This is a genomic window from Ruminococcus sp. AF17-22AC, assembly GCF_003460065.1.
Classification (GTDB): domain Bacteria; phylum Bacillota; class Clostridia; order Lachnospirales; family Lachnospiraceae; genus Blautia_A.
Genome location: NZ_QRXT01000002.1, coordinates 2,902 through 22,411, shown reverse-complemented (window position 1 = coordinate 22,411; position 19,510 = coordinate 2,902). Strand labels below are relative to the sequence as shown.

Below are 19,510 nucleotides of genomic sequence, written 5' to 3'. Positions count from 1 at the left end.
TTATTTTCCATAAGCACCATCTTTTCCACTATATTTCTATCGGAATAATCACAGAAACAGAAAACATATCATCTAAAACATTAAATGATACTTCTCCCCCATAATCCTTCACGACACTTTTAATATTTTTAACACCAAAACCGTGATTTTTCTTATCTTCTTTTGATGTTTCCATTGTTGTATTGTATCGCAAATAACATACTTGTGATTCTCTTAGGCTATTTTCGCATAAAATTGACAAGAAACCTTTTACTTTTTTAGCCTTTAGTTGTACCAAACACTCTACCGTAGGATTTTCTTCTTTCATTAACCGGCATTCTCTTAATGCATTATCTATTGTATTAGAAATTATGACGCATAAATCCTCGTTCCTTACCTGCTTAAACTCTGTAAAATCGACAAACGCCTTAAATTCAATTCCCTTTTCGATGGCCTCTAATCGTTTCGTATGAAGTAGATTATCAATAAATGTATTCCCTGATTTATAGTAGCTTTGATACTTATTTAGCTTACGCTCAATACCATTAATGTACTCTATTTTTTGATCTGGCTCTACATTTTCTTTCAAGCCTTCCAAATGGTTTTTTATATCATGAGAAAGTCTACGGATATTTTCCATATCTTTCGATTGCCTCATATAATAATCATACTGTAGACTCATCTCGCTTATTTGAAGTTTCTTTTCATTCTCGATTTTTTTTACATTTAAGTAGTTCTCCAAAATTACTATATTACAGACAGTTCCTAAAAGCATAACGATAGGTAATATTAATATCGTAATAACCGACCATACATTACCGATAATTACCTCTTTATCGTTATATAGGTTATCGGTACATACCGCCATAACTATAATGTTAAGAAATAGCGGGATAAGAATTGTAATCACATTAATGCTTGATAGGAACGGTGGAATTCTTTCTATAATTCTTTTTAATGCCAAACTTCCGGCAATAATAACACCTTCCGCAATTACCATCATACCCACTTGGTAGATTCCTGGCAATTCAGCTAATATCCTATCTCCACTATATGGATACAGAAAAATGCAGCTTAATAATTGCCCTAATAACGAAATGGATAAGTAAATGCAACCTATCAAAATACAATACTTCATATTACGCTGAAATAAAAAATGTCCTATAAACATAGCAATTATCACTATGGTAATATAATTATAAGCAATATGTATGGATACTCCATTTTCCATTACTCGCACCAAAAATATACTTCCAATACACAAAACATAGGAATACCAATTTTTCTTTCTGTAACTTTGACTGTTTTTTCTATCAATTAACAAATATGTAATCAACAAAATATTAATTATTGAAAAAATATTCTTTATAATACTCTGTCCATACACACTACACACTTCCTCCCCGTTCTGCCATTTTTTTCATTAGGTTTTGTTTTCTGGATCGTGTAATATAAATCTTATCTCCGGAATAAAGCGTGACGGTAAGATCATGTAATGATTCAATACAGTCAACATTTACAATGATACCATTATGACAGCGTACAAAATAGTATTTTTCCAAACGTTCTTCCAAATCTCTCATTTTAAAATATCCATCTTCCTGATTCCCGTTTCTTAAATGAAATAACACTTTTCGTTTTACCGTTTCAATGTATTCTATATCCGAAAGAAATAATTTAAAGTATCCTTTCTCATTTTTTACTGCTATGTATTTTTGTTCGTATGAATCCAGTTTTCTTAACGCTCTGTTCATTTCACAATTGATCTGTACCTGTGTAATCGGTTTTGTGATAAAATTCTGCACATCATATTTATATCCTACCCCCAAAAATTCATTGTGGGATGACACAAAAAGGATAATTGATTTTTCATCATGTCTGCGGATGATATCTACCAGTTCCATACCATCCATCGCAGGCATCTCTATATCCAAAAAGAAAATTTGGAATTCTTCTTTTAAAGATTCCATTAACTGCAATGGCTTTGTATATTTTTTTATTACAAAATCCTTACCGTTCTTCTCCGCATAAATTTTCAGCATTTTTTCAACTGTATCTACAAAATATTTTTCATCATCACATATCGCTATTTTTATCACTTATATCACCTATCTGCTTCTTCAGCATATTTTCCATCTGTGCTTCATTTAGTCTTCTTCCCATCAATAATAAAGTAGCTTTGTTTATCTCGTCTAACTTCTGAAAAACATCCCATAATTCTTCAATTTGACTCTTACACAAATCACTATTATCTCCATGTACTAAAATATCTATGGGAGTGTTAAATATGCTTGCCAGTTTCACCAGTAAACTACAGGGAATATTTTCAATATCTGCCTTTTCGATTCTGCTGATTGTCTGTTGACTTGTACCTAGTTTTTCACTTAACTCCTTCTGAGAAATCCCCAGTTCCTTTCTCTTTCTCCTGATTATATTCATTTCCACCACCACACCAATAGAATAAAACACTCACCGCATATCACTTTAGATGTTAGTATTTATAATAAAAATAACGTATTTTTACCAATATTTCAAGTTTTATTTTTTAAAATTACAACTCTTTAGCATACGCCTCCCAAAGACTTTTCTTTTTCTGTTCAAAATAGCACATATCAGGATTATGTCCACCTATTGATCCACTATATGCCAAACTATTCATAATACAGTTTTTGCTTTGACACTCCCTATAGAGATTACATTTTGAACACATTGTACCTTCTTCCTCTAATTTCCTCAACCTTTTGATGCGATCCATAGACAATCCATTTTCAACATCGCCAATGCACCCACTAGATTCTAAATTTGCTGCACAACCAAAGATTCTTCCATCCACCTTCACATATATTTGAATGAGTCCCACACCGCAAAATCCTGATTTCCCGTTATTCTCTCCGTATTTCTTCAAATCTAAAACCAGTCCCCAAAGAAATGCTTTCCCTACTTTTTGTCTTTTTATATAATAACATAATACTTTTTCCCATTCATCTGCCAAAACATCCAATTGATCAGTTGTCCATCTATGCACAACATCAATGGAAGAGTCCACTATTTTAAAATTTAGATTTTCAACTAAATGACAAACGGAGTGAAAAGTTTCCCCATAATTATTCTGTGTAACAACATGTGCTGCTTGGATATACTGCTTTGTCTGATTCTCATATTCTTTGAAATACATACAGTTGTCAATAATATTCGCATAACTTCCACCCCCATCAACCCACTTCCGATTTCTATTATGGGTTTCCTCAGCCCCATCAATACTTACCTTTAAATGAATTTTATATCTAATCAGCCATGCTAAAATCTCATCGTTTAGAATAGTTCCATTTGTAGTAATAGAATATGTCACTAAAATGTTCCTTTTTAAAGCCTGTCCCTCTATATATTCCACCAACTGCTTTAAAAATGGAAAACTCAAGAGTGCCTCTCCACCCACAAAATCCACCCATAATCTTCGATCTCTATGCCTTTCTACGTTTAAAAAAGCAATTTCCAACCCTTTGTATGCTATCTGTTCTGACATCTTTTGGTTTGTCTTCCTTCCAAGATAACAATATGTACAGCGTAAATTGCATATTTGGTTTACTTCTAAAGTGATTGTGTACATCCTTTTCCTCCAAAAAAGAAACCGCACAGGCTATCATATCAGGATAGGCTATACGGTTCTTTGTCTTATTTAGCTTCATTAATGTATGCCCCTGGAAATGGCCATGGGCAATCAGTTAAACATCGTTGTGTCCTTTCAGAACATCCGGTATAACTTTCTATTTCTTCTTCTGTTAAATCCAGTTCTTTCAAGAACTCTTCTGTTGCTTCATTATTCACCATGTTTTTTCTCCTTTCTGTTTAGTATATGAAAACTATAATCCCTTTTTTTCCATACAACAATATTCTTTGTATAAATCAACATATTTTTGACATAGATTTTCAGTTTTCCCATTTTCCCACATATCTAGCTAACGCTCTCATGAACTCTTCCTTCTTATATTTACTTACTGGAATAGTCTTTAACTTCTGAGCTTTATCTTTGATTAACACACTATCTTGCTTAACCCCTTCAACATAGTCAAAATTGACCATATAACTATTATGACAGCGATAAAATTGCTTTGTGCTTAACCGCTTCTCTAGTTCATTCATTCTTTGACTACTTTGCACATCTCCATGAATTGTATGTAAAATCAATAGCTTGTTTTCTGTTTGTATATAGATTATATCGGAAAGCTGTAGCGTAATCAATCCATCGTGGCATTTCAAAAATAACTTTTCCTCTGCATTCAATAATTTCTTTTTATATATTTTGTTTAAGATATTCTCAACTTTTCTATACAGTAAAGGTTTTGATAAAAAATCTTCTGCCGCAACTTCAAAGCCTTTCCCTGCATTAGTGATTGTATAATAAGAAGTACAAAAAACGATTGAAACATCAGGATCACTCTTCCGAATCTCCTCTGCTGTTTCAAATCCATCCATTTCAGGCATAGACACATCCAAAAATATAACATCAAATTTTCGTTTCTGATAATTCAATAATAACTGACTGCCACTTCCATACGAAGTAATTTTGACTTCTACATGATTTTCATTTCCATATTTTTCGATATAACTCTCCATTTTTTTATTATAGTCAATAATATCATCACATAATGCTACTTTAATCAACTTATTCCCTGCCTTTCTCGTGTGCTAATAATCGCTGAATCAAAATATTGATGGTTAATTTATTTTCTTCACACAAATTTCTATATTGTTTTAATAATCTCCATTCTTCCTCTGTTATTTTTCCTATTTGTTCCGTACCATTTTCTTTGCAAACTATTCCGCATTCTTTTTGCTTCATCTCCATCGAAATGCCCTCCTTATTTTTTATTATATTAGGGGATTCTTGTTTATTCCGTCTAGTATTCTTGTTTCGATTGCGTTTTTTATTGCCTAATTGGTAACTATAATTATGTAATCCATTTACTAAAAATGGTAGAATATGCTAAAGAAGCGTAACGATTATAACGCTACGCTTCTCCCTATAAAACTATTCTACATCTCTAAAATACCGTATGCACTTCAGCAATTCTGCTGTCAATTCCTGATACAAATCTTCATCAAAGATCCCTTCTACCAAAGCATTTTTAATTAAAAGTGGCCGATACATTTCAAATATTTCCAGAATAGCATCTTCATCCCCTTGCCTTGCCCGGTATAACAATTCTTTAAAATTCATGATCTCTTTCCTCCCATTCTCTTGCGTATTTTCCGGATAGCCCAATAATATGCACCTTTACACCGTTCTTCAGGCATCTGATTCAAGATGCTCATTTCTTTAAATGTACGTTCCTCAAAGACATGCTGATAGATAAGCTTTCGTTCTTCCTCCTGCAAAGAAAACATGGCTTCCATAAGGTTTATGTCCGTCATCTCATTCCACTCTGGATAAATCCCCTTGGATTCATCCAGAAGTAACTGTTCCTTTTTCTCAAGTTCTAACCGTTCCTCCAAAGAAATGTCTATATCTGTGATTTCTTTATCCTCCAGATTCTCCTCCGCAAATAATATTTTCTGCTGCTTTTCCAGATACCGGAGCCTTCTCCCCTGGATAGATGCCAACAAATATGCCGTAAAATAGTTTCTTGTTTTAGAACCACTGTATTTTTTCTCTTCTTTCATCCTTTACCTCCGAAATTTGAAAATGAATTAGTTTCCAAATTTCTAAAGGCGGCGATCTGCAGCCAGGATAAAAAGATAGTTTCCTTCCATGATAAAAGAAAAAGCCGAACCAGTATTCAACTAATCCGACATTTCTTCTAAACCATGCAGGATACTGCACGGAATATCTAACACTTAACGCATATCCTGCATATAAATGGCTCTCTTCGTTTCCCCATAATAGAAGAATTTTTTTGATGAATCGCTACACGAATGCCTTTTCCTTGCTTGCAGCATGGGTGCTTTCCTCCTTTTACAGGTTCTAAAGCACCGCTTACTCACACTATATTGCGTTTTATCATGTGCTATAATGCGTTTCTCTTACTATCAATCTACGTTAAAATAAAACAATAAGTGAGGTGATGCGGATGCGGATGGATACCGTCAAGAAAAAATTAGGCTACACGGTAAGAAGCGAAAGAGAACGGCTTGGCCTGTCACAGTCCAGTCTGGCAGAACGGGCAGGAGTTTCCACACGAACAATCTCTGATATTGAAACCTGCAATGGAAATCCAGAACTTGCTACTTTGATTCCTCTTACCCAGTATTTGAGAATTTCTATTGATTCCGTTGTTCAGGAAGATGAAGCAGATACTACCACATATCAAATCATGAAAGAGCTGCAAACCTGTTCCGAAGATGATCGCCAGATTGCCCTTCGTACATTGCGTGAACTTCTTTCTGCATTAAAAGAAAAAGAGCATTCCGATTAACTTTTTCTAACAATATCTAACCTATGAGTATATGGATAGAATCTGTGAAAAACCTTTGTCCAATCTGTGCGTTTCCTGTGGACGATAAAAAATAAACAAAAAAAGAAGCATCTCATCGAGTGCTTCTTTTTTGTTTATGATCGATTACGGAATATGCTCATAGCATCTCTTACACTTTTTGCTACTTCCGGAGTAATGGTTTCAAGTGATTCCTGCTGCACAGCCATTACACTATTTGAATTACGATTCGGCTCCTCTGGCTTTATGGAATGCAGGTGCATTGCTTTTGCTACTTCTTGCTTTACCATCTCCTGCATTAGAACCTGAAGAGCTTCATTGCTTAAAACAGCCCCTTCCTCTTGTCGGACATCATCTATGTAAGATACCAATGCTGAAGCGATTAAATCTGCCTTATCCTTTACAGAGTTTAGGATTTCTGTTGCCCTCACATGTGAAGGCTTTGTTTTATCAAATCCAAGTGTGAATTTATAGGGATTCTTTTTCTCCACATTTATCACACTCCTCTACATAATCTGAAACAGTCTGTCATATCCTTTGGCATTGGCAGAAATATCCTCAATAAAGGTATATTTCCCCAGACGGTCCGATTGTTCCAGAAAATGGCTCAATAGCTTTGCCCCGCCTCCAATAAATACCGTATATGCTGCTTTGGTATCTATGCCTCTTTCTCGAATACTGTTCAGCAGATCCTTTACAAAATCCTGCACCATACCTTCTGTCATACGGACTACAGCCTCTTCATAAAACTCTGTGTTTCCCTGAAGGATACTGTCAATATCACTTTCCTCTAACAAAATATCATATTCACTGTTAATCCCGGAAATAATCTTGTTATACATGGTAATCACGCCTTTTTCCATGGAATCACAGGCTTCCATATCTGGATTACCTTTCCGCATCAGCAGATAGTCAGTAGTAAATCCTCCTATATCAATTCCTACTACTTTGGGAATCTGCTGCAGCTTTTCAATCATAGTCATCATAGCCGCATAGTCCTGTGGAAATGCCATTACCTCTCCAATGGTGATATGATATGTCCTACCACAGTAATTGATATCATGGATTTTCCCTTGTCTTTTAAAATATGCTTCATACCGTTCACAAAGTTCTGCATAATGCTTGGGTGGCAGCCCAATCGGAAGATCCACCTGAATGACATCCTCTGGCTGAATTTGAGGGTTTTCCTCCAGCTCTTTTACGATTGCAAATAAAGTAAGGATAAAAAACCGATCATCATGCGTTTTATCTCTTTGATAAGGAATCCTATTATCACTCAACACATAATACTTTCCCTCATAGAACAGGAACTTTTCCCCTCTGGCAGGCTTTTTATCCTGAATAGTAAGCCCTGTCGTAAATACCTGGGAACAGGTTTTCATATTTCTATTGCCATGGTCTACCGCAATCCGAACTTTTTTTATCATAAAATCATCTCTCCTTTTTTTCTTTATACTTCTCTTGTACGCAGAGCTTCCGTACAAAGCAACTTTTTTTCAAAAAAATATCCTGTCTGTAGCATTTTGCTACAGACAGATGCTTTCTTCCTATATAATAATTTTTAACATTTATCTTTAAACCACCATATATTTCCAGTCCTCATTCGAATTATTTCTTTTTATAAAAAATTAATCTGTTCTGCCTTTTGAGGCAAAATCTTTTTAAACAGTTCCATATAGCGTTCGTATCCGGCTGAAATCACTGGACCACGAAGTGATGTTTCTGACCAAAGTAGCAGTTCTTCTTCCTCAGAATAATACGGAATATTACTAACTGTAAATTTCCCGCCAAAATAATGGGGTGTACTGACTTTCAAAAAATCCTGCATATCCTGCTTTGTCGATACCAGTGGCAAACCTTTCATTTTTCGCACAAAAAAAGCCTCTACCACATCGGGTAAGAAGCCTTTCTTTAAATAAGCATTTGCTCTGCCAAATATTTGGGTTAAACACTCCAGCCGTACTTCTCTTTCTTTTTCGCTGCAAGTTGTATCCAGCACAACCTCTGCCAATGCCTTTGCATACTCAAAATCTAACATCTGTTATTCCTCCATTTTTATTTTCTGTTTCAGTTTTCCATGTACTAAATAGCGATAATCCTTTCGGGTATTTACACAAGTTGATAAGGTCACTACCTGATCCTCCTTGGTAACTATCATCCCTGTGTTATACTCAGCACTTCTTTGTAGTGTTTCCAGAAAAACTTCATAGTCCTCAGAAGTAGGAAAATCATAAGTATATGCTGGATGATCCGTCGGTGCTGCATAACAGGAAAAAATCTGATACTCATAAATATATCCTGGCACATACATATAAAAATAGGGATAGTTTCGATAAAGTGCCTGTGACTGATACTGATTCAGGGTTCCAAACATGCTCCCATCCTTCATATTATGCCCATAGATAATGGTATTTCTGTCTGATAAATCCTCCTGGTTTTGAAAGTCCATAAAAATACTGCCACTTTTATGATTTTCTCCCGTAATCAGGTGATGCAGATAATAGTCATTATCCCTCCCCTGGACTACCGGATAACTAATTTCCAAACCAGGAATCTCAATCCATGCAATGACATCTGGATTGATTTCTTCCAGCTTGTTAAAATCCACCTGTAGGAATCCCTGCTCTGCAACCTCCTCTGGTGTTTCCCCTGGAACCGCTTCTGGTGACAGGTCTTGATCCTCTATCTTTTGTGTAAACCCTTCCATCTGCTCATAGACTTTTTGACTTTCCTGATAATTCAAATAAATTTGCAGTATCCTTTCTCCTGCAAATAAAAAAACAGCAATGGCTACAAGCATAAATATACCGTAAATTTTCTTTCGTTTCATCGAATCCTCCTCTTCCATAAGACCGGACAGCTTGCCCGGTCCATATTTACCCCGTATTTTTCAATACATAGTAATAATCATCAATTCCTTTGATCTGCCCATTCCACTCACCATAAGAATCCATGTCCCAAACCATACGGCTCATGGAAATAGACAATCCACTACAGATTTCATACACCTTTCTACAAGCGTTCTGTAGAATCTGCCGTTTCTGCATCTTATGCGGACAATAAAAAGTGGCTGGTTTACGTTGACAGGCATCACATTTCTCAGAATCCCCATCACAATATACCTTCATTTTTTTATCCATATCATAAGCTTCATATAGGTGCTGCAGATGCCTGCTTTTCAGCGTTTCCAAAACTGGCTTTAAATTTCTGTACTGATTGACACCAGCAACGCAAATGAACGTATCTCCAGATAAATAGTGGGCTATCGTACCTTTTAATGCACCTTCTGTTAAATAGATCTGTTCTGCGTCCAGACTTCCTATGACATGTACCGGACTCCCTGATGATACTCCATTTTGGAATTTCACACTGGAAAGCCAGATATACTTCCGTCCCTCCATTACCTGATCCAACCGTATCTGAAATCCTTGTATTTTTCCTTCCATAGACCGAATCGGTATCAAAATCCCAGAATTTTTAGAAGTAAAATTAACTGTCCATTTCCCATCTTGATCTTCATAAAATCCCGGCACACCTTTTACCGTCTGTCCAGATTCCAACAGTTTTTGTACCATATTTTTAATTCCAAACAATGGTACACTACGATACCTCTGTATCTCGATCTGTTCTTTCGTCAGCCCTCTTTTTTTAAGATCTTCCTGATGTTTATCATTTAAGGTCAATAACGACAACATTTCTTGATATGTTCGGTCAATGACATCCGCATCCGCTAACTCGGCATTAAAAATTTCTACAGGCTCTTCTTTATGAACCACCTGATAATCCGTCCGGTATTCCCCCTTTCCCAGAGCTTCCCGGATCTGTCGGTTTGCCTCTGCACTGGAAACACCATGCAGTCTTCCGTATAATTCCAGCATTCCGCCGGAAGCATCACACCGATTACACCGGAACACATTTTTCTGAAGATTAACATTCATTTTCCCTTTTGTTTCTCCACAAAATGGACAATTCACATCCATTGACGAAGAATTTTTATGCCGTACTCTAAGTTGCAGTAAATGCACGACATCTGTGATATCGTAGCTAAAGCCTGACATATCATACACTCTATGGTTCCTCCTTTCTTCCACAGCCTTTATTGGCTGTGGAAAGAATGTTAAGCCGGCTATTTGCTATGCCTTTGCAAGAATTACTTTGGCTGCCGCCGGTATGAAATGGTTCTGTCCATGATACTGTTCTGCGAACCATTGCAAGCTGGAAGGACTTTCTATTGCAACCTGTCCCATGGTCTTTCCACTAAATTTTCCCTGTCCTGTTACGGCTACTTGTATTGCCTGCTCATAACTCATCCTTTTCACCAGTTCTTCCACTGGCATATTGGGATCCAGAAATTGCGGCTTAGAAGGCATCTGCTGCATAACTGGTACAGATCCAGTTGCCGGACTCATTACCGGATTTGTCATCTGTCCTGTACCCGTTACCCCGCCAATCGTATTTCGATTGGCTTGTGCTTCTTGATAAAACTGTTCCATCATCTGCTGCCCCGGAGTTGCTTGAGGCGGAAATGATGGCATGGTTCCTGCTGACTGATTGGGAGTCTGCTGCATTCCTGGTGCAGGGGTTTGTGCTGGCATCGCAGTCTGCATCTGTGTTCCCTGATTTACAGGAATTCCTGCATCTACCTGCATTGGATCATTTCCTTCCCCTACATCAGCAAATTGCAGGCCATACCCCGCATCTGCCAAAGCTCGCCCAATTGCCGCTGTTTCTGCCATTTCAAGAAATTTATCCCCAAACTGTGTATCTGCTGTACGAAACTTCTGTGAAAAGGAATTTGCAATATAATTATCTTCCTGATCACACTTATCCAGATAAATTCTGGCTTCTACGACTGCCATATTTTCGGTAAAGTGAACAATCCGGCTGATAATCTTGCCTGTGGGATTTACCAGACGGAACCACAGCTTCCGATATTTCACATCCAGATACCGTTGTTCCTCCTGCCCTTCATTAGAAATAACTCTGGCAAGTTCCAGAGGATAAAATCCTTCCACTTTATTCAGTTCTTCTACTGCTTTTGACTTGTTATATAATAATTCGCTCATTGCCTGCTCCTTTCTTTGGAACCGGCAGGACATCCCTTCATAAAGTAATAACCTGCCAATTCTCAACATTGAACTATTTTGCTATTTTTTTACACAGCCCGGTTGCAAATTGTTGCAGGGATCCGTCTGTTTTCCTGTCTCTGATACCGTTCACAATACTGTTGTATTTTTACTGCCAGCATCGTCTTTCTGGTTCCCGTATCATCTGTGTGGATTGCCTGACAAACGGCTTTCCATTCCCCAACAATATAAACACGCTGTTTTGCCCTGGTGATTCCCGTATAAAAGATGTTCCGCTTCAGCATGGGATAAAAAGCTTTTAACCACGGAATGATGACCACCTGGCACTCGCTTCCTTGGCTTTTGTGTATGGTTATGGCGTTTGCATGTTCAATCATTTCCACCTGCTCTGCCTCATACTTCACCCTGCGGCCATCTGTAAATACGATTTGAACCAGAGGGTTATTGTCCTCATCTTCAGCAATCTGTACCAATATACCCAAATCTCCGTTACTGGCAAATTCTGTATTCTTGTTTTGAAGGATTCTGTCACCTTCCCGAAATATCTCACTGCCAAGATGAAGCTCCCTTTTTCCGGATACAGGGGGATTTACCTCGTCCTGCAGACTGCGGTTCAGTTCCAAGACACCGGCTGCACTTCTCACTTTATATGGAGAGAGTATCTGTACTTGCTCCATACCATACATCTGAATTTCCTTGAGATAGATATTTTTAACAATTTGTGCCGCCGCATCTGCTCCTGAACATTCGACCATCTGGAAATCATCCCCCCATTGCAGGTTTGTCTTTCCTTCATTGATAAGTTGAGCATTTATGGGGATGTTGCTGTCCTTCCCCTGGCGATATACCAGATTTAAAACAGTAACCGGTATTTTCCCGCACAAGATAAGCTGCCGGAACACATCTCCTGCTCCTACAGAAGGAAGCTGGTGGACATCTCCTACCAAAAGCACTCTGGCTCCTGCTTTTACCTTGTAAAAAAATTCATAGGCAAGGTGCATATCTACCATAGATACCTCATCCACATTAATAAAATCTGCGGACAATTCATCTATAAGTGCTTCATAATCACCATCACCAAAAAGCCCCAGTGCCATGTGCATCGTAGTTGCATCTCCACTTCCGGTACTCTCTGCCATTCGCCTTGCGGCACGTCCAGTCGGTGCCATCAGTTTTACTTCATTCCCGCATTTTTTCTGATAGATATACAAGATGATCTTCAAAACCGTTGTTTTTCCGGTTCCAGGTCCTCCAGTAATAATGCTGATTGGGTTTGCAAAAACCATACGTACTGCTTCTTTCTGCTGTTCGGATAATGTTATGTTTAAATCCTCCTGCGCTTCCTCCAGTTCCTTTTCAATCGTAAGAACTGGAATTCGCTCATGCAATTTTCTTGCAATCATAGAGGCTGTATCCTCTTCTTCCTGATGCTGTTGGGTAATGTAAACCCTATTCTCTTCTACCACGATACTGTCCTGCATGACCAGACGATATAACACTTTTAAAATCTCTGTTTCCGTCACCGGCTGAAGATCCGGTTCTTTATTCAGAACCTTCAATGCATCTTTTACCAGAATTTCCTGCTCCAGATATAAATGTCCGTTCTGCTTCATGGCTTCCCGCAGCACATAGCTGACGCATCCGGAAATACGCATAGGATCATTTGTTGCAGCACAGCACTGCCTTGCAATGGCATCCACAGTGAGAAAACCAAACCCTTTGACTGAGCAGAGTATATAAGGCTGCTTCCGAATGATTTCTACGGATTGATCCCGAAACTTCTGAAGAATCATATTTGCTTTTTTAGGCGTAACATGAAACGGTGATAAAAAAGTCATCAATTCCCGGAATACTTTGTTTTTTCCAAAAGAATCCACAATACGGTCCAGTTTTTTCTGAGATATCCCCTGAATCTTTAATAATTCCTGTGGATACTTTTCCATTACCTCCAAGGTATCCAGACCAAAACGATTGACAATCCGTTCTGCCGTTTTGGGACCAATTCCTTTTAAAGAACCACAAGAAAGGTATCCTAAGATACCTTCCCTTGTTCTAGGTACAACTTCCAAAAAAGTTTCTACCTTGTATTGTGTTCCATGGGAATTTGTCTCCCACTCGCCTTCCATCTCTATTTCGATTTCATCCGTAAGAGGCAGGTCATATCCTTTTGCAGTAAACGCAATGATTTTTTTGTCTGCCCAAAATTTATCTCTGGCAGAAAGAGGAACCTCATGATCCAGCGTGGAAAATAACGCAACCGTATATCCGTTTTCCTCATTTTGAAAAATCTTACGTATATATTTGCACCTCATCGTCTATGCTCCTCCAGTTCTCTACTTTCATCAATTCGCCTGGTTTCATCTTGGAATCATACCAATAAACGTCTTTTCCTTTTTCAAATGCTGTCTGAATCTCTCTTCTCATTCCCTCGCTGATGCAGGAACCACAAATTATTAATACTTCACATAAATCCAGCATCAAAGCTCCAATCTGCATTGCAGTCTCACGCTCTTCTGGGATACGGTCATCCAACATTAACGGAAGATGAGCATGTGAAGCAAAAGTACGGCAATGATACAGCCTTTTCATCTGCATGAGATAGTATTTTGCCAGTTCCATATTATGCTGCATTCCCTCTGGATTCGGGGCAGACAGCGGAGAACAAATATATGCCTTTTTTCCTTGTAACATTATGCAACCTCCTTTTTAATCCGGAAAATCCTGCTTTCTGTAGTGCTTGTGTATTCTTCGTAGATATCCGGATGCTGATTTTTCAGTTTCTCCATATTTTCTTTTCCAATCTGGGTGCGTATCGTGGGATTATAAGTAATCCGGTAACGGAAACTCCCATCCTCGATCACAGCCTTACACCCTTGTCCAAGAAGCTCGACAAACGGTACACTCAATGCACGTTGTTCCGCTTCAATCTCCTTTTTTCTTTTTTCCAATTGGGATTTTTCTTCAGATAATTTGAGATATTTTTCAAGACTGCGTGATTCCAAGCTAGATATGCTGATTTCAGGAATTGATTTGTCTGCGTAACCATTATATTTCCGGATACTAGCCAAAATGAGATCTGGCTTTCCGGAGTACGGTGGTTCTATTTTCTTCTCCACATATTCTTCCCAGAAGTATTTCTCCTGGTCAATGAGTTCTTCTTCCTCCATTCTATCCCGTTCCAGACACCGATAAACAAATTCATTTTCATTGTTTCCATAAAGGCAGGCAATATATGCCTTATTCATATTCATGACTGCAAGATAATGACGAACCTGCAAAACATAGTTTTCAGGAATCCCATCATCTGCCCATTTGTCTTTTGCATTGTAATTACAGGTTTTACATTCCAAAATCCCAATGCTGCCATCTGGAAAACGGATAAAGTAATCCACATCCGCTAACATAAACGGATATAGCGGATGCCGGAACATTTTTCGTACAGGGAAAACTTCAAGTCCAGTCTTCTTGGCAAAAATCATGGCAACCAGATCTTCCAGTCGGTGTCCCACTTCTTTTGCTACCCAGTTTTCTTCCTCTTCTTCAATCACTGGCGTAATACCAATTTTATCGAAATACAAATCCCTGATTGTCGCAAATGGGGATACGCCCATGATTGCCGCTGCATCGCTTCCGCCAATACCAAGACGTCGATAATTCAGCCAATCTTCCCGGCTCAAATCTGCTGTATCTACCAGAACTTCCGGCTGATAATTTAATACTGTATTCATCTCATGTCCTCCTTATAATTTAATCGTTCCGTATACATCAAACGCTTTCCAGTCAAAAACCAGTGTTTTTGCAAGATCTTCTTCCAATTTTAAAATCCGTGGTGCAGAAAATCCTTCACAAGCAGCAAAGAAAGCAGCTTCGTGCATGGCAAAATAAAGATCATGAGCTGTACATGGCTCTTCCCCATATTGTCCCACAAAAAGATCTACCACTTCATTTCGGATTTTCTGATTGATTTTGAGTTCCTTCATAATCAGATGCAGACAGTTTACAGGATTTTGGATTTCTATATCCATCAAACCAACAATTCCTTTAACTGCTTCCTGATAACGGGAGAAAATTTTGTCCAGATTCTTCCGGAAATCCTGTAAGGCTGCCCCTCTATCATGTGACAGTTTAATAGGACTGCCCAGGTTAATGACACGGTTACTGGTTTGAGACAGCATCATGGGATACAGATTCACACCACTTACTGCTACATCAGAAGTAGTCAAGCGCAGTGCAGGAGCAAGGCTCTTATCCTCAATTCCATGATCCTCCAAAGCCTGGTGATAAGTATCCAAAAGTTCCTGATTTCCTCCTAAAGTCCATATAGCGGACACAATGGAATGGTCAAAACTTCCAGATCCCTCCAGATACGTACTTCCCTTAAAATGTGCTTTCAGATAATCACTTGTCATATTGAAGATTGTCTGCATATCCAGTACACAGTAATCATGATCATCACCGCCATGTACTGCAGATACTTTTCCATCTGCCACCTTGATTAAGGCATCTCCTTTCGCTACCTGAAGACAGTAGTTTACTACCTTTGCATAAGTAGCTTTCTCCAGTTTCTTTAATCCTGTTCCATTAATGCCGGCTCTTTTCAGAATTGTATGGATAGCACAGTCACGAACCGGATAAAAATCCTTGTTCACTTTTAATACCAACTGGGTATTCTTTTCTGTATCCTCTACTATTCCTTCCAGTTCTTTTTCACAGGCTTCTTCAATGGTTTCTGCCTCCTTTTCCAATGGAACCAGTTTTAGCATCCTGGTAGGCTTACGAATCCACTTGGACTGCTTTGCCCTCTCAGCCAGAAATTCCAGCATCTCCGTTGTACTTGCAAATGTAGTGCAAAACTCATCTGCATAAATCTTTGTTTCTTTCATGTGTGTACCACCTTTCTTAAATTTATTTATCCATAAACAGCCAAAGCTGATTGTGGCAATCCTGCCTTTCATTAGGGCATAAAAAAAGAATGAAAAGAAAAGTATTCCTTCGCTATCCATTCTCATATCCCTGATAATATTACCGAAAAAACAAAAGTGCCGCTATTGCCCCATAAGGACAGATAGTGACACTTTATACAATCATAAACAACTTATGCGGAATAAGCAGCCTTACTGCTCTCCTTGAGTCTTCGGATTTATACAAATCCAAAACTCCCCCTATGGGTACGCATAAAATTAACTATAGCAGTATAGTAGCACATGATATAGTATATGTCAATCTTCATGCACAATATATTGTATGTTTTTAAATACTATGCTTTGCATATATGACTTCAATTAGAATATTGAAATATCACGTATCCCATCTCTCTTTTTTCAAGTTTATAGAAAAATTTTTAATAAAAAGTACATAATCTGTTCAATCTGAAAAAATCTCAGTTAATTACTTAATGAAATTGTTAAGACAAAACCAAGTCTTACGCTATTGTACCTTGATAATTTTATACCTTATCAGGAAATGTATATAGGTGCTGCAGATAGTGTCGCATAAATGCACGCCTGCAGCTTGATGATTACATAGTAACACCTCATACGTGCATGAAACAAGGCATAGGAAACGGTTTCCTGATATGTCTACCCTTTCATTAATCTAATTTATAGAGGTGATTATATTGAGTGAAACAGACAATCTCTTTAAAGCATACTCCGTTCAGGAGATAGCATCCATGCTCGGCATTGGAAAAACAAAAACCAGGGAACTTCTTGACAGTGGAATTCTTCCCGTTACAAAAGTTGGGCGGCAATATTTTACTTCGCCAGCTTCTATTCAGGAGTTTCTCAAGAAAAACATAGGAAAGCAAATATTCTTTTAGGCCCTTTAGAAAGTTATTGTCAATCAGGCTTGGCTATATTAAAATAGACCTTATACCTGATTTGGCATGAATATCTCATTAAAGAAAGGGAACTATTCATGGCGAGAACAACGAAAGGTACACAACAAAAAAGAAGATCCAAAGGGGATGGATCACTATTTCCAAATAAGAGAGGAGGATGGACTGCCCGATATAGAAAAAAAGGGCTACCGGACAAGGAGTTTAATGCTCCTACCAAAGGAGAAGCGAAAGCATTATTAGATGACTGGAAGATAAAAGTCGCAATACAAGACGCAATTACTTCAAACATCAAAGTACAGGACTATGCGAACAAATACTTATTCCGCAAAAGTCTCATGGTTGAAGCTGGCAAATTCAAACAAACCAGTCTGGACCGATTAGAAAAAACATACGAAAATCATTTAAAAGATACTGATGCTTTTAGCAAAACATTTTCTAATCTGACTGCTGATGATATTACAGCAACGATTAATGCCAAAAAGGAAATCCTGAGTTATTCATCATTAAAGAAAATTTACTTATTTTGGTCTGCAATGATTAGAACAGCAATTTCTCTAGGCGAACTGCCAAAAAACTTTTCTGATATTTTAAATCGGGTGATAATGCCGGAAGAATCCGTTCTTCCTGTAGAAACAAAGGAAATCTCAATCATCCCACCAGAACATGAGCAGATCATAAAAGAAATTGCGATGGAACCCAGTCCAAATAAAAACGAACGCTATTTGTATAGATATGGTCCTGCCATTGTATTCCTTTTAAACACAGGTTTACGTGGTGGTGAATTGCTTGCATTAGGTCAATCTTCTATCGTGCCCTTTTTAGGACGGCGTGGCATTAAAATCACACATACTCTTAGCAGGGTCAAAAACCGAGAAGTCGGCTCAAAAAAACGGACTAAAATGATTTTGACTCCTCCAAAATACCCAAATAGTTTACGGACTATTCCATTAAACAAGGAAGCTGAATTTTCACTATCATGTATGATGGAGCTATACGATAAAAATCGGGTTTTTCCAGATTTGATATTATCTACGCAAAATGGTGTCAGCCCTACAATCCAAAATTTAGCCAATACGCTAAAGAAAATTTGTAAGCGTGCTGAGATTCCAGAATATAATCTTCATGCACTACGGCACACTTTTGCAACAAATCTGATCCGGCAGACTCACAATATGGGAGAAATAAAGGAAGCTGCTGAAATCATTGGCGATAACTATGAGGTGATCATGCGTACTTATGTTCATACAGACAGTGAACGTAAGGTAAGTTTAATTGATGCTATGATTGCATAAATCTTCCGCTTAACAGAGGAAATGGTTGTCTACAGTATGATGGCACAGGCTGTAACAAGCAAAATTCTGCCACCTTATCGTCCACCTTACGAAACGATTTTACTTGATTTTATAAGGTTTTTAACGGTTTTTGGCGGACATATCTATAAATATTAAAGCATGAAAACTTATATTTTAGAATTAATTTTTTAAAAAAGGGAATTGGATTATGGAAAAATGGACTTGTAGAAAAAATTGTGAACTTTTTCTTTCCTATAATTTTGCCACCTTATTTTTTTAGACAGAATTATAGGATTTTGAAAAAAGAAAAAGCCTCGAAAACCTTGATTTTCTGGGCTTTTTAAGAGGCGCAGACCGGATTTGAACCGGTGAATACTGGTGTTGCAGACCATTGCCTTACCACTTGGCTACTGCGCCGTATTTAGTTATTTTGCACAATTATTGGGTTTGTAGCTCCCCCTGTTGGACTCGAACCAACGACACTGCGGTTAACAGCCGCATGCTCTACCGACTGAGCTAAGGAGGAATAAATATATTATTTGACTCCCTAGTTTGTGGTGTTGCAGACCTTTGCCTTACCACTTGGCTATGGCACCATATTTAATTATTCCATTTAAGGAAATGACTCCAAGGGGATTTGAACCCCTGTTACCGCCGTGAAAGGGCGGTGTCTTAACCGCTTGACCATGGAGCCAGGTATAAAAAGCTCCCCCTGTTGGACTCGAACCAACGACACTGCGGTTAACAGCCGCATGCTCTACCGACTGAGCTAAGGAGGATTATATTACTTAGAAGATATATCGTATCTTCAAAACCACATACATGTTGACTAAGCAATCGATTATCTTAACCATGCTTACTTTGGTCAAGCCCTCACCCTAT

At 38.0% G+C, this 19,510-nt stretch carries 22 protein-coding genes and 4 tRNA genes; 3 read left to right on the top strand and 23 right to left on the bottom strand.

Going from position 1 to position 19,510, the window contains the following annotated elements; genetic code table 11:
- Positions 1–28 precede the first annotated feature (28 nt).
- The 9 genes from DWW86_RS03380 to DWW86_RS03340 all read right to left on the bottom strand — a co-directional run bounded on the left by DWW86_RS03380 (position 29) and on the right by DWW86_RS03340 (position 5,640).
- A complete protein-coding gene (locus DWW86_RS03380; RefSeq protein ID WP_117942281.1) occupies positions 29–1,366 on the bottom strand; it encodes a sensor histidine kinase in 1,338 nt (445 codons plus the stop codon).
- Position 1,367: 1 nt separating this feature from the next.
- Positions 1,368–2,078 carry a LytR/AlgR family response regulator transcription factor gene (locus DWW86_RS03375; RefSeq protein ID WP_117942280.1) on the bottom strand — a complete coding sequence of 237 codons (711 nt, stop codon included), beginning with the start codon at positions 2,076–2,078 and terminating at the stop codon, positions 1,368–1,370.
- The gene (locus tag DWW86_RS03370; protein WP_117942279.1) at positions 2,056–2,418 is read right to left on the bottom strand and encodes a helix-turn-helix domain-containing protein; all 363 of its coding nucleotides are present in this window, start codon (positions 2,416–2,418) and stop codon (positions 2,056–2,058) included. Before DWW86_RS03370 ends, DWW86_RS03375 begins: the two co-directional genes overlap by 23 nt.
- A 112-nt stretch (positions 2,419–2,530) precedes the next feature.
- Complete coding sequence (locus DWW86_RS03365; RefSeq protein WP_117942278.1) at positions 2,531–3,586, bottom strand: radical SAM protein; 1,056 nt, start codon at positions 3,584–3,586, stop codon at positions 2,531–2,533.
- 65 nt (positions 3,587–3,651) lie between these two features.
- Entirely contained in the window at positions 3,652–3,807 is a 156-nt protein-coding gene (locus tag DWW86_RS03360) for a pseudouridine synthase (RefSeq protein WP_117942277.1), read from the bottom strand.
- Positions 3,808–3,906: 99 nt separating this feature from the next.
- Entirely contained in the window at positions 3,907–4,641 is a 735-nt protein-coding gene (locus DWW86_RS03355; protein WP_117942276.1) for a LytR/AlgR family response regulator transcription factor, read from the bottom strand.
- Between the two features lies 1 nt (position 4,642).
- Positions 4,643–4,825: a hypothetical protein gene (locus DWW86_RS03350; protein ID WP_117942275.1), complete on the bottom strand. Its 183-nt coding sequence runs from the start codon at positions 4,823–4,825 to the stop codon at positions 4,643–4,645.
- 183 nt (positions 4,826–5,008) lie between these two features.
- On the bottom strand, positions 5,009–5,197 hold the full coding sequence (locus DWW86_RS03345; protein WP_025579110.1) for a helix-turn-helix domain-containing protein: 189 nt from the start codon (positions 5,195–5,197) through the stop codon (positions 5,009–5,011).
- Entirely contained in the window at positions 5,194–5,640 is a 447-nt protein-coding gene (locus DWW86_RS03340; protein ID WP_005342245.1) for a sigma-70 family RNA polymerase sigma factor, read from the bottom strand. The genes DWW86_RS03345 and DWW86_RS03340 overlap by 4 nt, the downstream gene beginning before the upstream one ends.
- Positions 5,641–6,047: 407 nt before the next feature.
- Here DWW86_RS03340 and DWW86_RS03335 point away from each other — a divergent pair, with 407 nt between their 5' ends.
- Positions 6,048–6,392, top strand: coding sequence for a helix-turn-helix domain-containing protein (locus DWW86_RS03335; protein ID WP_005342243.1), 345 nt, complete (start codon positions 6,048–6,050; stop codon positions 6,390–6,392).
- A 134-nt stretch (positions 6,393–6,526) separates the two neighbouring features.
- On the opposite strand, the gene DWW86_RS03330 is transcribed toward DWW86_RS03335, so the two are convergent.
- From DWW86_RS03330 to DWW86_RS03285, 10 genes are all read right to left on the bottom strand, one after another.
- Positions 6,527–6,901, bottom strand: coding sequence for a stage III sporulation protein AF (locus tag DWW86_RS03330; RefSeq protein WP_171026669.1), 375 nt, complete (start codon positions 6,899–6,901; stop codon positions 6,527–6,529).
- Between the two features lie 15 nt (positions 6,902–6,916).
- Positions 6,917–7,837 (bottom strand): ParM/StbA family protein, encoded by a 921-nt coding sequence (locus DWW86_RS03325; RefSeq protein WP_117942273.1) that lies wholly within the window; start codon positions 7,835–7,837, stop codon positions 6,917–6,919.
- A 191-nt stretch (positions 7,838–8,028) separates the two neighbouring features.
- On the bottom strand, positions 8,029–8,448 hold the full coding sequence (locus DWW86_RS03320) for a hypothetical protein (RefSeq protein WP_025579114.1): 420 nt from the start codon (positions 8,446–8,448) through the stop codon (positions 8,029–8,031).
- A gap of 3 nt (positions 8,449–8,451) precedes the next feature.
- Positions 8,452–9,240, bottom strand: coding sequence for a class B sortase (srtB, locus tag DWW86_RS03315; RefSeq protein ID WP_225084411.1), 789 nt, complete (start codon positions 9,238–9,240; stop codon positions 8,452–8,454).
- A 46-nt stretch (positions 9,241–9,286) separates the two neighbouring features.
- Positions 9,287–10,468 carry a CHC2 zinc finger domain-containing protein gene (locus DWW86_RS03310; RefSeq protein WP_330625404.1) on the bottom strand — a complete coding sequence of 394 codons (1,182 nt, stop codon included), beginning with the start codon at positions 10,466–10,468 and terminating at the stop codon, positions 9,287–9,289.
- A 75-nt stretch (positions 10,469–10,543) separates the two neighbouring features.
- Positions 10,544–11,476 (bottom strand): hypothetical protein, encoded by a 933-nt coding sequence (locus DWW86_RS03305; RefSeq protein WP_181985296.1) that lies wholly within the window; start codon positions 11,474–11,476, stop codon positions 10,544–10,546.
- Positions 11,477–11,565: 89 nt separating this feature from the next.
- Positions 11,566–13,809 carry an SF1B family DNA helicase RecD2 gene (gene recD2 / locus DWW86_RS03300; protein ID WP_117942270.1) on the bottom strand — a complete coding sequence of 748 codons (2,244 nt, stop codon included), beginning with the start codon at positions 13,807–13,809 and terminating at the stop codon, positions 11,566–11,568.
- The gene (locus DWW86_RS03295) at positions 13,787–14,188 is read right to left on the bottom strand and encodes a DUF7768 domain-containing protein (protein WP_117942269.1); all 402 of its coding nucleotides are present in this window, start codon (positions 14,186–14,188) and stop codon (positions 13,787–13,789) included. Before DWW86_RS03295 ends, recD2 begins: the two co-directional genes overlap by 23 nt.
- Positions 14,188–15,225: a YqaJ viral recombinase family nuclease gene (locus tag DWW86_RS03290; protein ID WP_117942268.1), complete on the bottom strand. Its 1,038-nt coding sequence runs from the start codon at positions 15,223–15,225 to the stop codon at positions 14,188–14,190. The genes DWW86_RS03295 and DWW86_RS03290 overlap by 1 nt, the downstream gene beginning before the upstream one ends.
- A gap of 12 nt (positions 15,226–15,237) precedes the next feature.
- The gene (locus DWW86_RS03285) at positions 15,238–16,380 is read right to left on the bottom strand and encodes a transposase (RefSeq protein ID WP_117942267.1); all 1,143 of its coding nucleotides are present in this window, start codon (positions 16,378–16,380) and stop codon (positions 15,238–15,240) included.
- A 734-nt stretch (positions 16,381–17,114) separates the two neighbouring features.
- On the opposite strand from DWW86_RS03285, the gene DWW86_RS03280 reads away from it, so the two are divergent.
- Positions 17,115–17,315 carry a helix-turn-helix domain-containing protein gene (locus DWW86_RS03280; protein WP_243148421.1) on the top strand — a complete coding sequence of 67 codons (201 nt, stop codon included), beginning with the start codon at positions 17,115–17,117 and terminating at the stop codon, positions 17,313–17,315.
- 98 nt (positions 17,316–17,413) lie between these two features.
- Entirely contained in the window at positions 17,414–18,628 is a 1,215-nt protein-coding gene (locus DWW86_RS03275; protein WP_117942266.1) for a site-specific integrase, read from the top strand.
- A 345-nt stretch (positions 18,629–18,973) separates the two neighbouring features.
- Here DWW86_RS03275 and DWW86_RS03270 read toward each other — a convergent pair.
- The 4 genes from DWW86_RS03270 to DWW86_RS03255 form a co-directional block, all read right to left on the bottom strand.
- Positions 18,974–19,045: transfer RNA gene (locus DWW86_RS03270), tRNA-Cys, on the bottom strand.
- 36 nt (positions 19,046–19,081) lie between these two features.
- Positions 19,082–19,154, bottom strand: a tRNA-Asn gene (locus DWW86_RS03265).
- A 96-nt stretch (positions 19,155–19,250) separates the two neighbouring features.
- Positions 19,251–19,322 (bottom strand) — tRNA-Glu (locus tag DWW86_RS03260).
- Positions 19,323–19,334: 12 nt separating this feature from the next.
- Positions 19,335–19,407, bottom strand: a tRNA-Asn gene (locus tag DWW86_RS03255).
- Between the last annotated feature and the right edge of the window lie 103 nt (positions 19,408–19,510).

Coding starts and splice junctions, on each gene's coding strand:
- DWW86_RS03335 (WP_005342243.1), top strand. CDS start 6,048: ATGCGGATGGATACCGTCAAGAAAAAATTAGGCTACACGGTAAGAAGC.
- DWW86_RS03350 (WP_117942275.1), bottom strand. CDS start 4,825: ATGGAGATGAAGCAAAAAGAATGCGGAATAGTTTGCAAAGAAAATGGT.
- DWW86_RS03360 (WP_117942277.1), bottom strand. CDS start 3,807: ATGGTGAATAATGAAGCAACAGAAGAGTTCTTGAAAGAACTGGATTTA.
- srtB (WP_225084411.1), bottom strand. CDS start 9,240: ATGAAACGAAAGAAAATTTACGGTATATTTATGCTTGTAGCCATTGCT.
- DWW86_RS03325 (WP_117942273.1), bottom strand. CDS start 7,837: ATGATAAAAAAAGTTCGGATTGCGGTAGACCATGGCAATAGAAATATG.
- DWW86_RS03285 (WP_117942267.1), bottom strand. CDS start 16,380: ATGAAAGAAACAAAGATTTATGCAGATGAGTTTTGCACTACATTTGCA.
- DWW86_RS03320 (WP_025579114.1), bottom strand. CDS start 8,448: ATGTTAGATTTTGAGTATGCAAAGGCATTGGCAGAGGTTGTGCTGGAT.
- DWW86_RS03345 (WP_025579110.1), bottom strand. CDS start 5,197: ATGAATTTTAAAGAATTGTTATACCGGGCAAGGCAAGGGGATGAAGAT.
- DWW86_RS03340 (WP_005342245.1), bottom strand. CDS start 5,640: ATGAAAGAAGAGAAAAAATACAGTGGTTCTAAAACAAGAAACTATTTT.
- recD2 (WP_117942270.1), bottom strand. CDS start 13,809: ATGAGGTGCAAATATATACGTAAGATTTTTCAAAATGAGGAAAACGGA.
- DWW86_RS03275 (WP_117942266.1), top strand. CDS start 17,414: ATGGCGAGAACAACGAAAGGTACACAACAAAAAAGAAGATCCAAAGGG.
- DWW86_RS03305 (WP_181985296.1), bottom strand. CDS start 11,476: ATGAGCGAATTATTATATAACAAGTCAAAAGCAGTAGAAGAACTGAAT.
- DWW86_RS03290 (WP_117942268.1), bottom strand. CDS start 15,225: ATGAATACAGTATTAAATTATCAGCCGGAAGTTCTGGTAGATACAGCA.
- DWW86_RS03310 (WP_330625404.1), bottom strand. CDS start 10,468: ATGTCAGGCTTTAGCTACGATATCACAGATGTCGTGCATTTACTGCAA.
- DWW86_RS03370 (WP_117942279.1), bottom strand. CDS start 2,418: ATGAATATAATCAGGAGAAAGAGAAAGGAACTGGGGATTTCTCAGAAG.
- DWW86_RS03365 (WP_117942278.1), bottom strand. CDS start 3,586: ATGTACACAATCACTTTAGAAGTAAACCAAATATGCAATTTACGCTGT.
- DWW86_RS03295 (WP_117942269.1), bottom strand. CDS start 14,188: ATGTTACAAGGAAAAAAGGCATATATTTGTTCTCCGCTGTCTGCCCCG.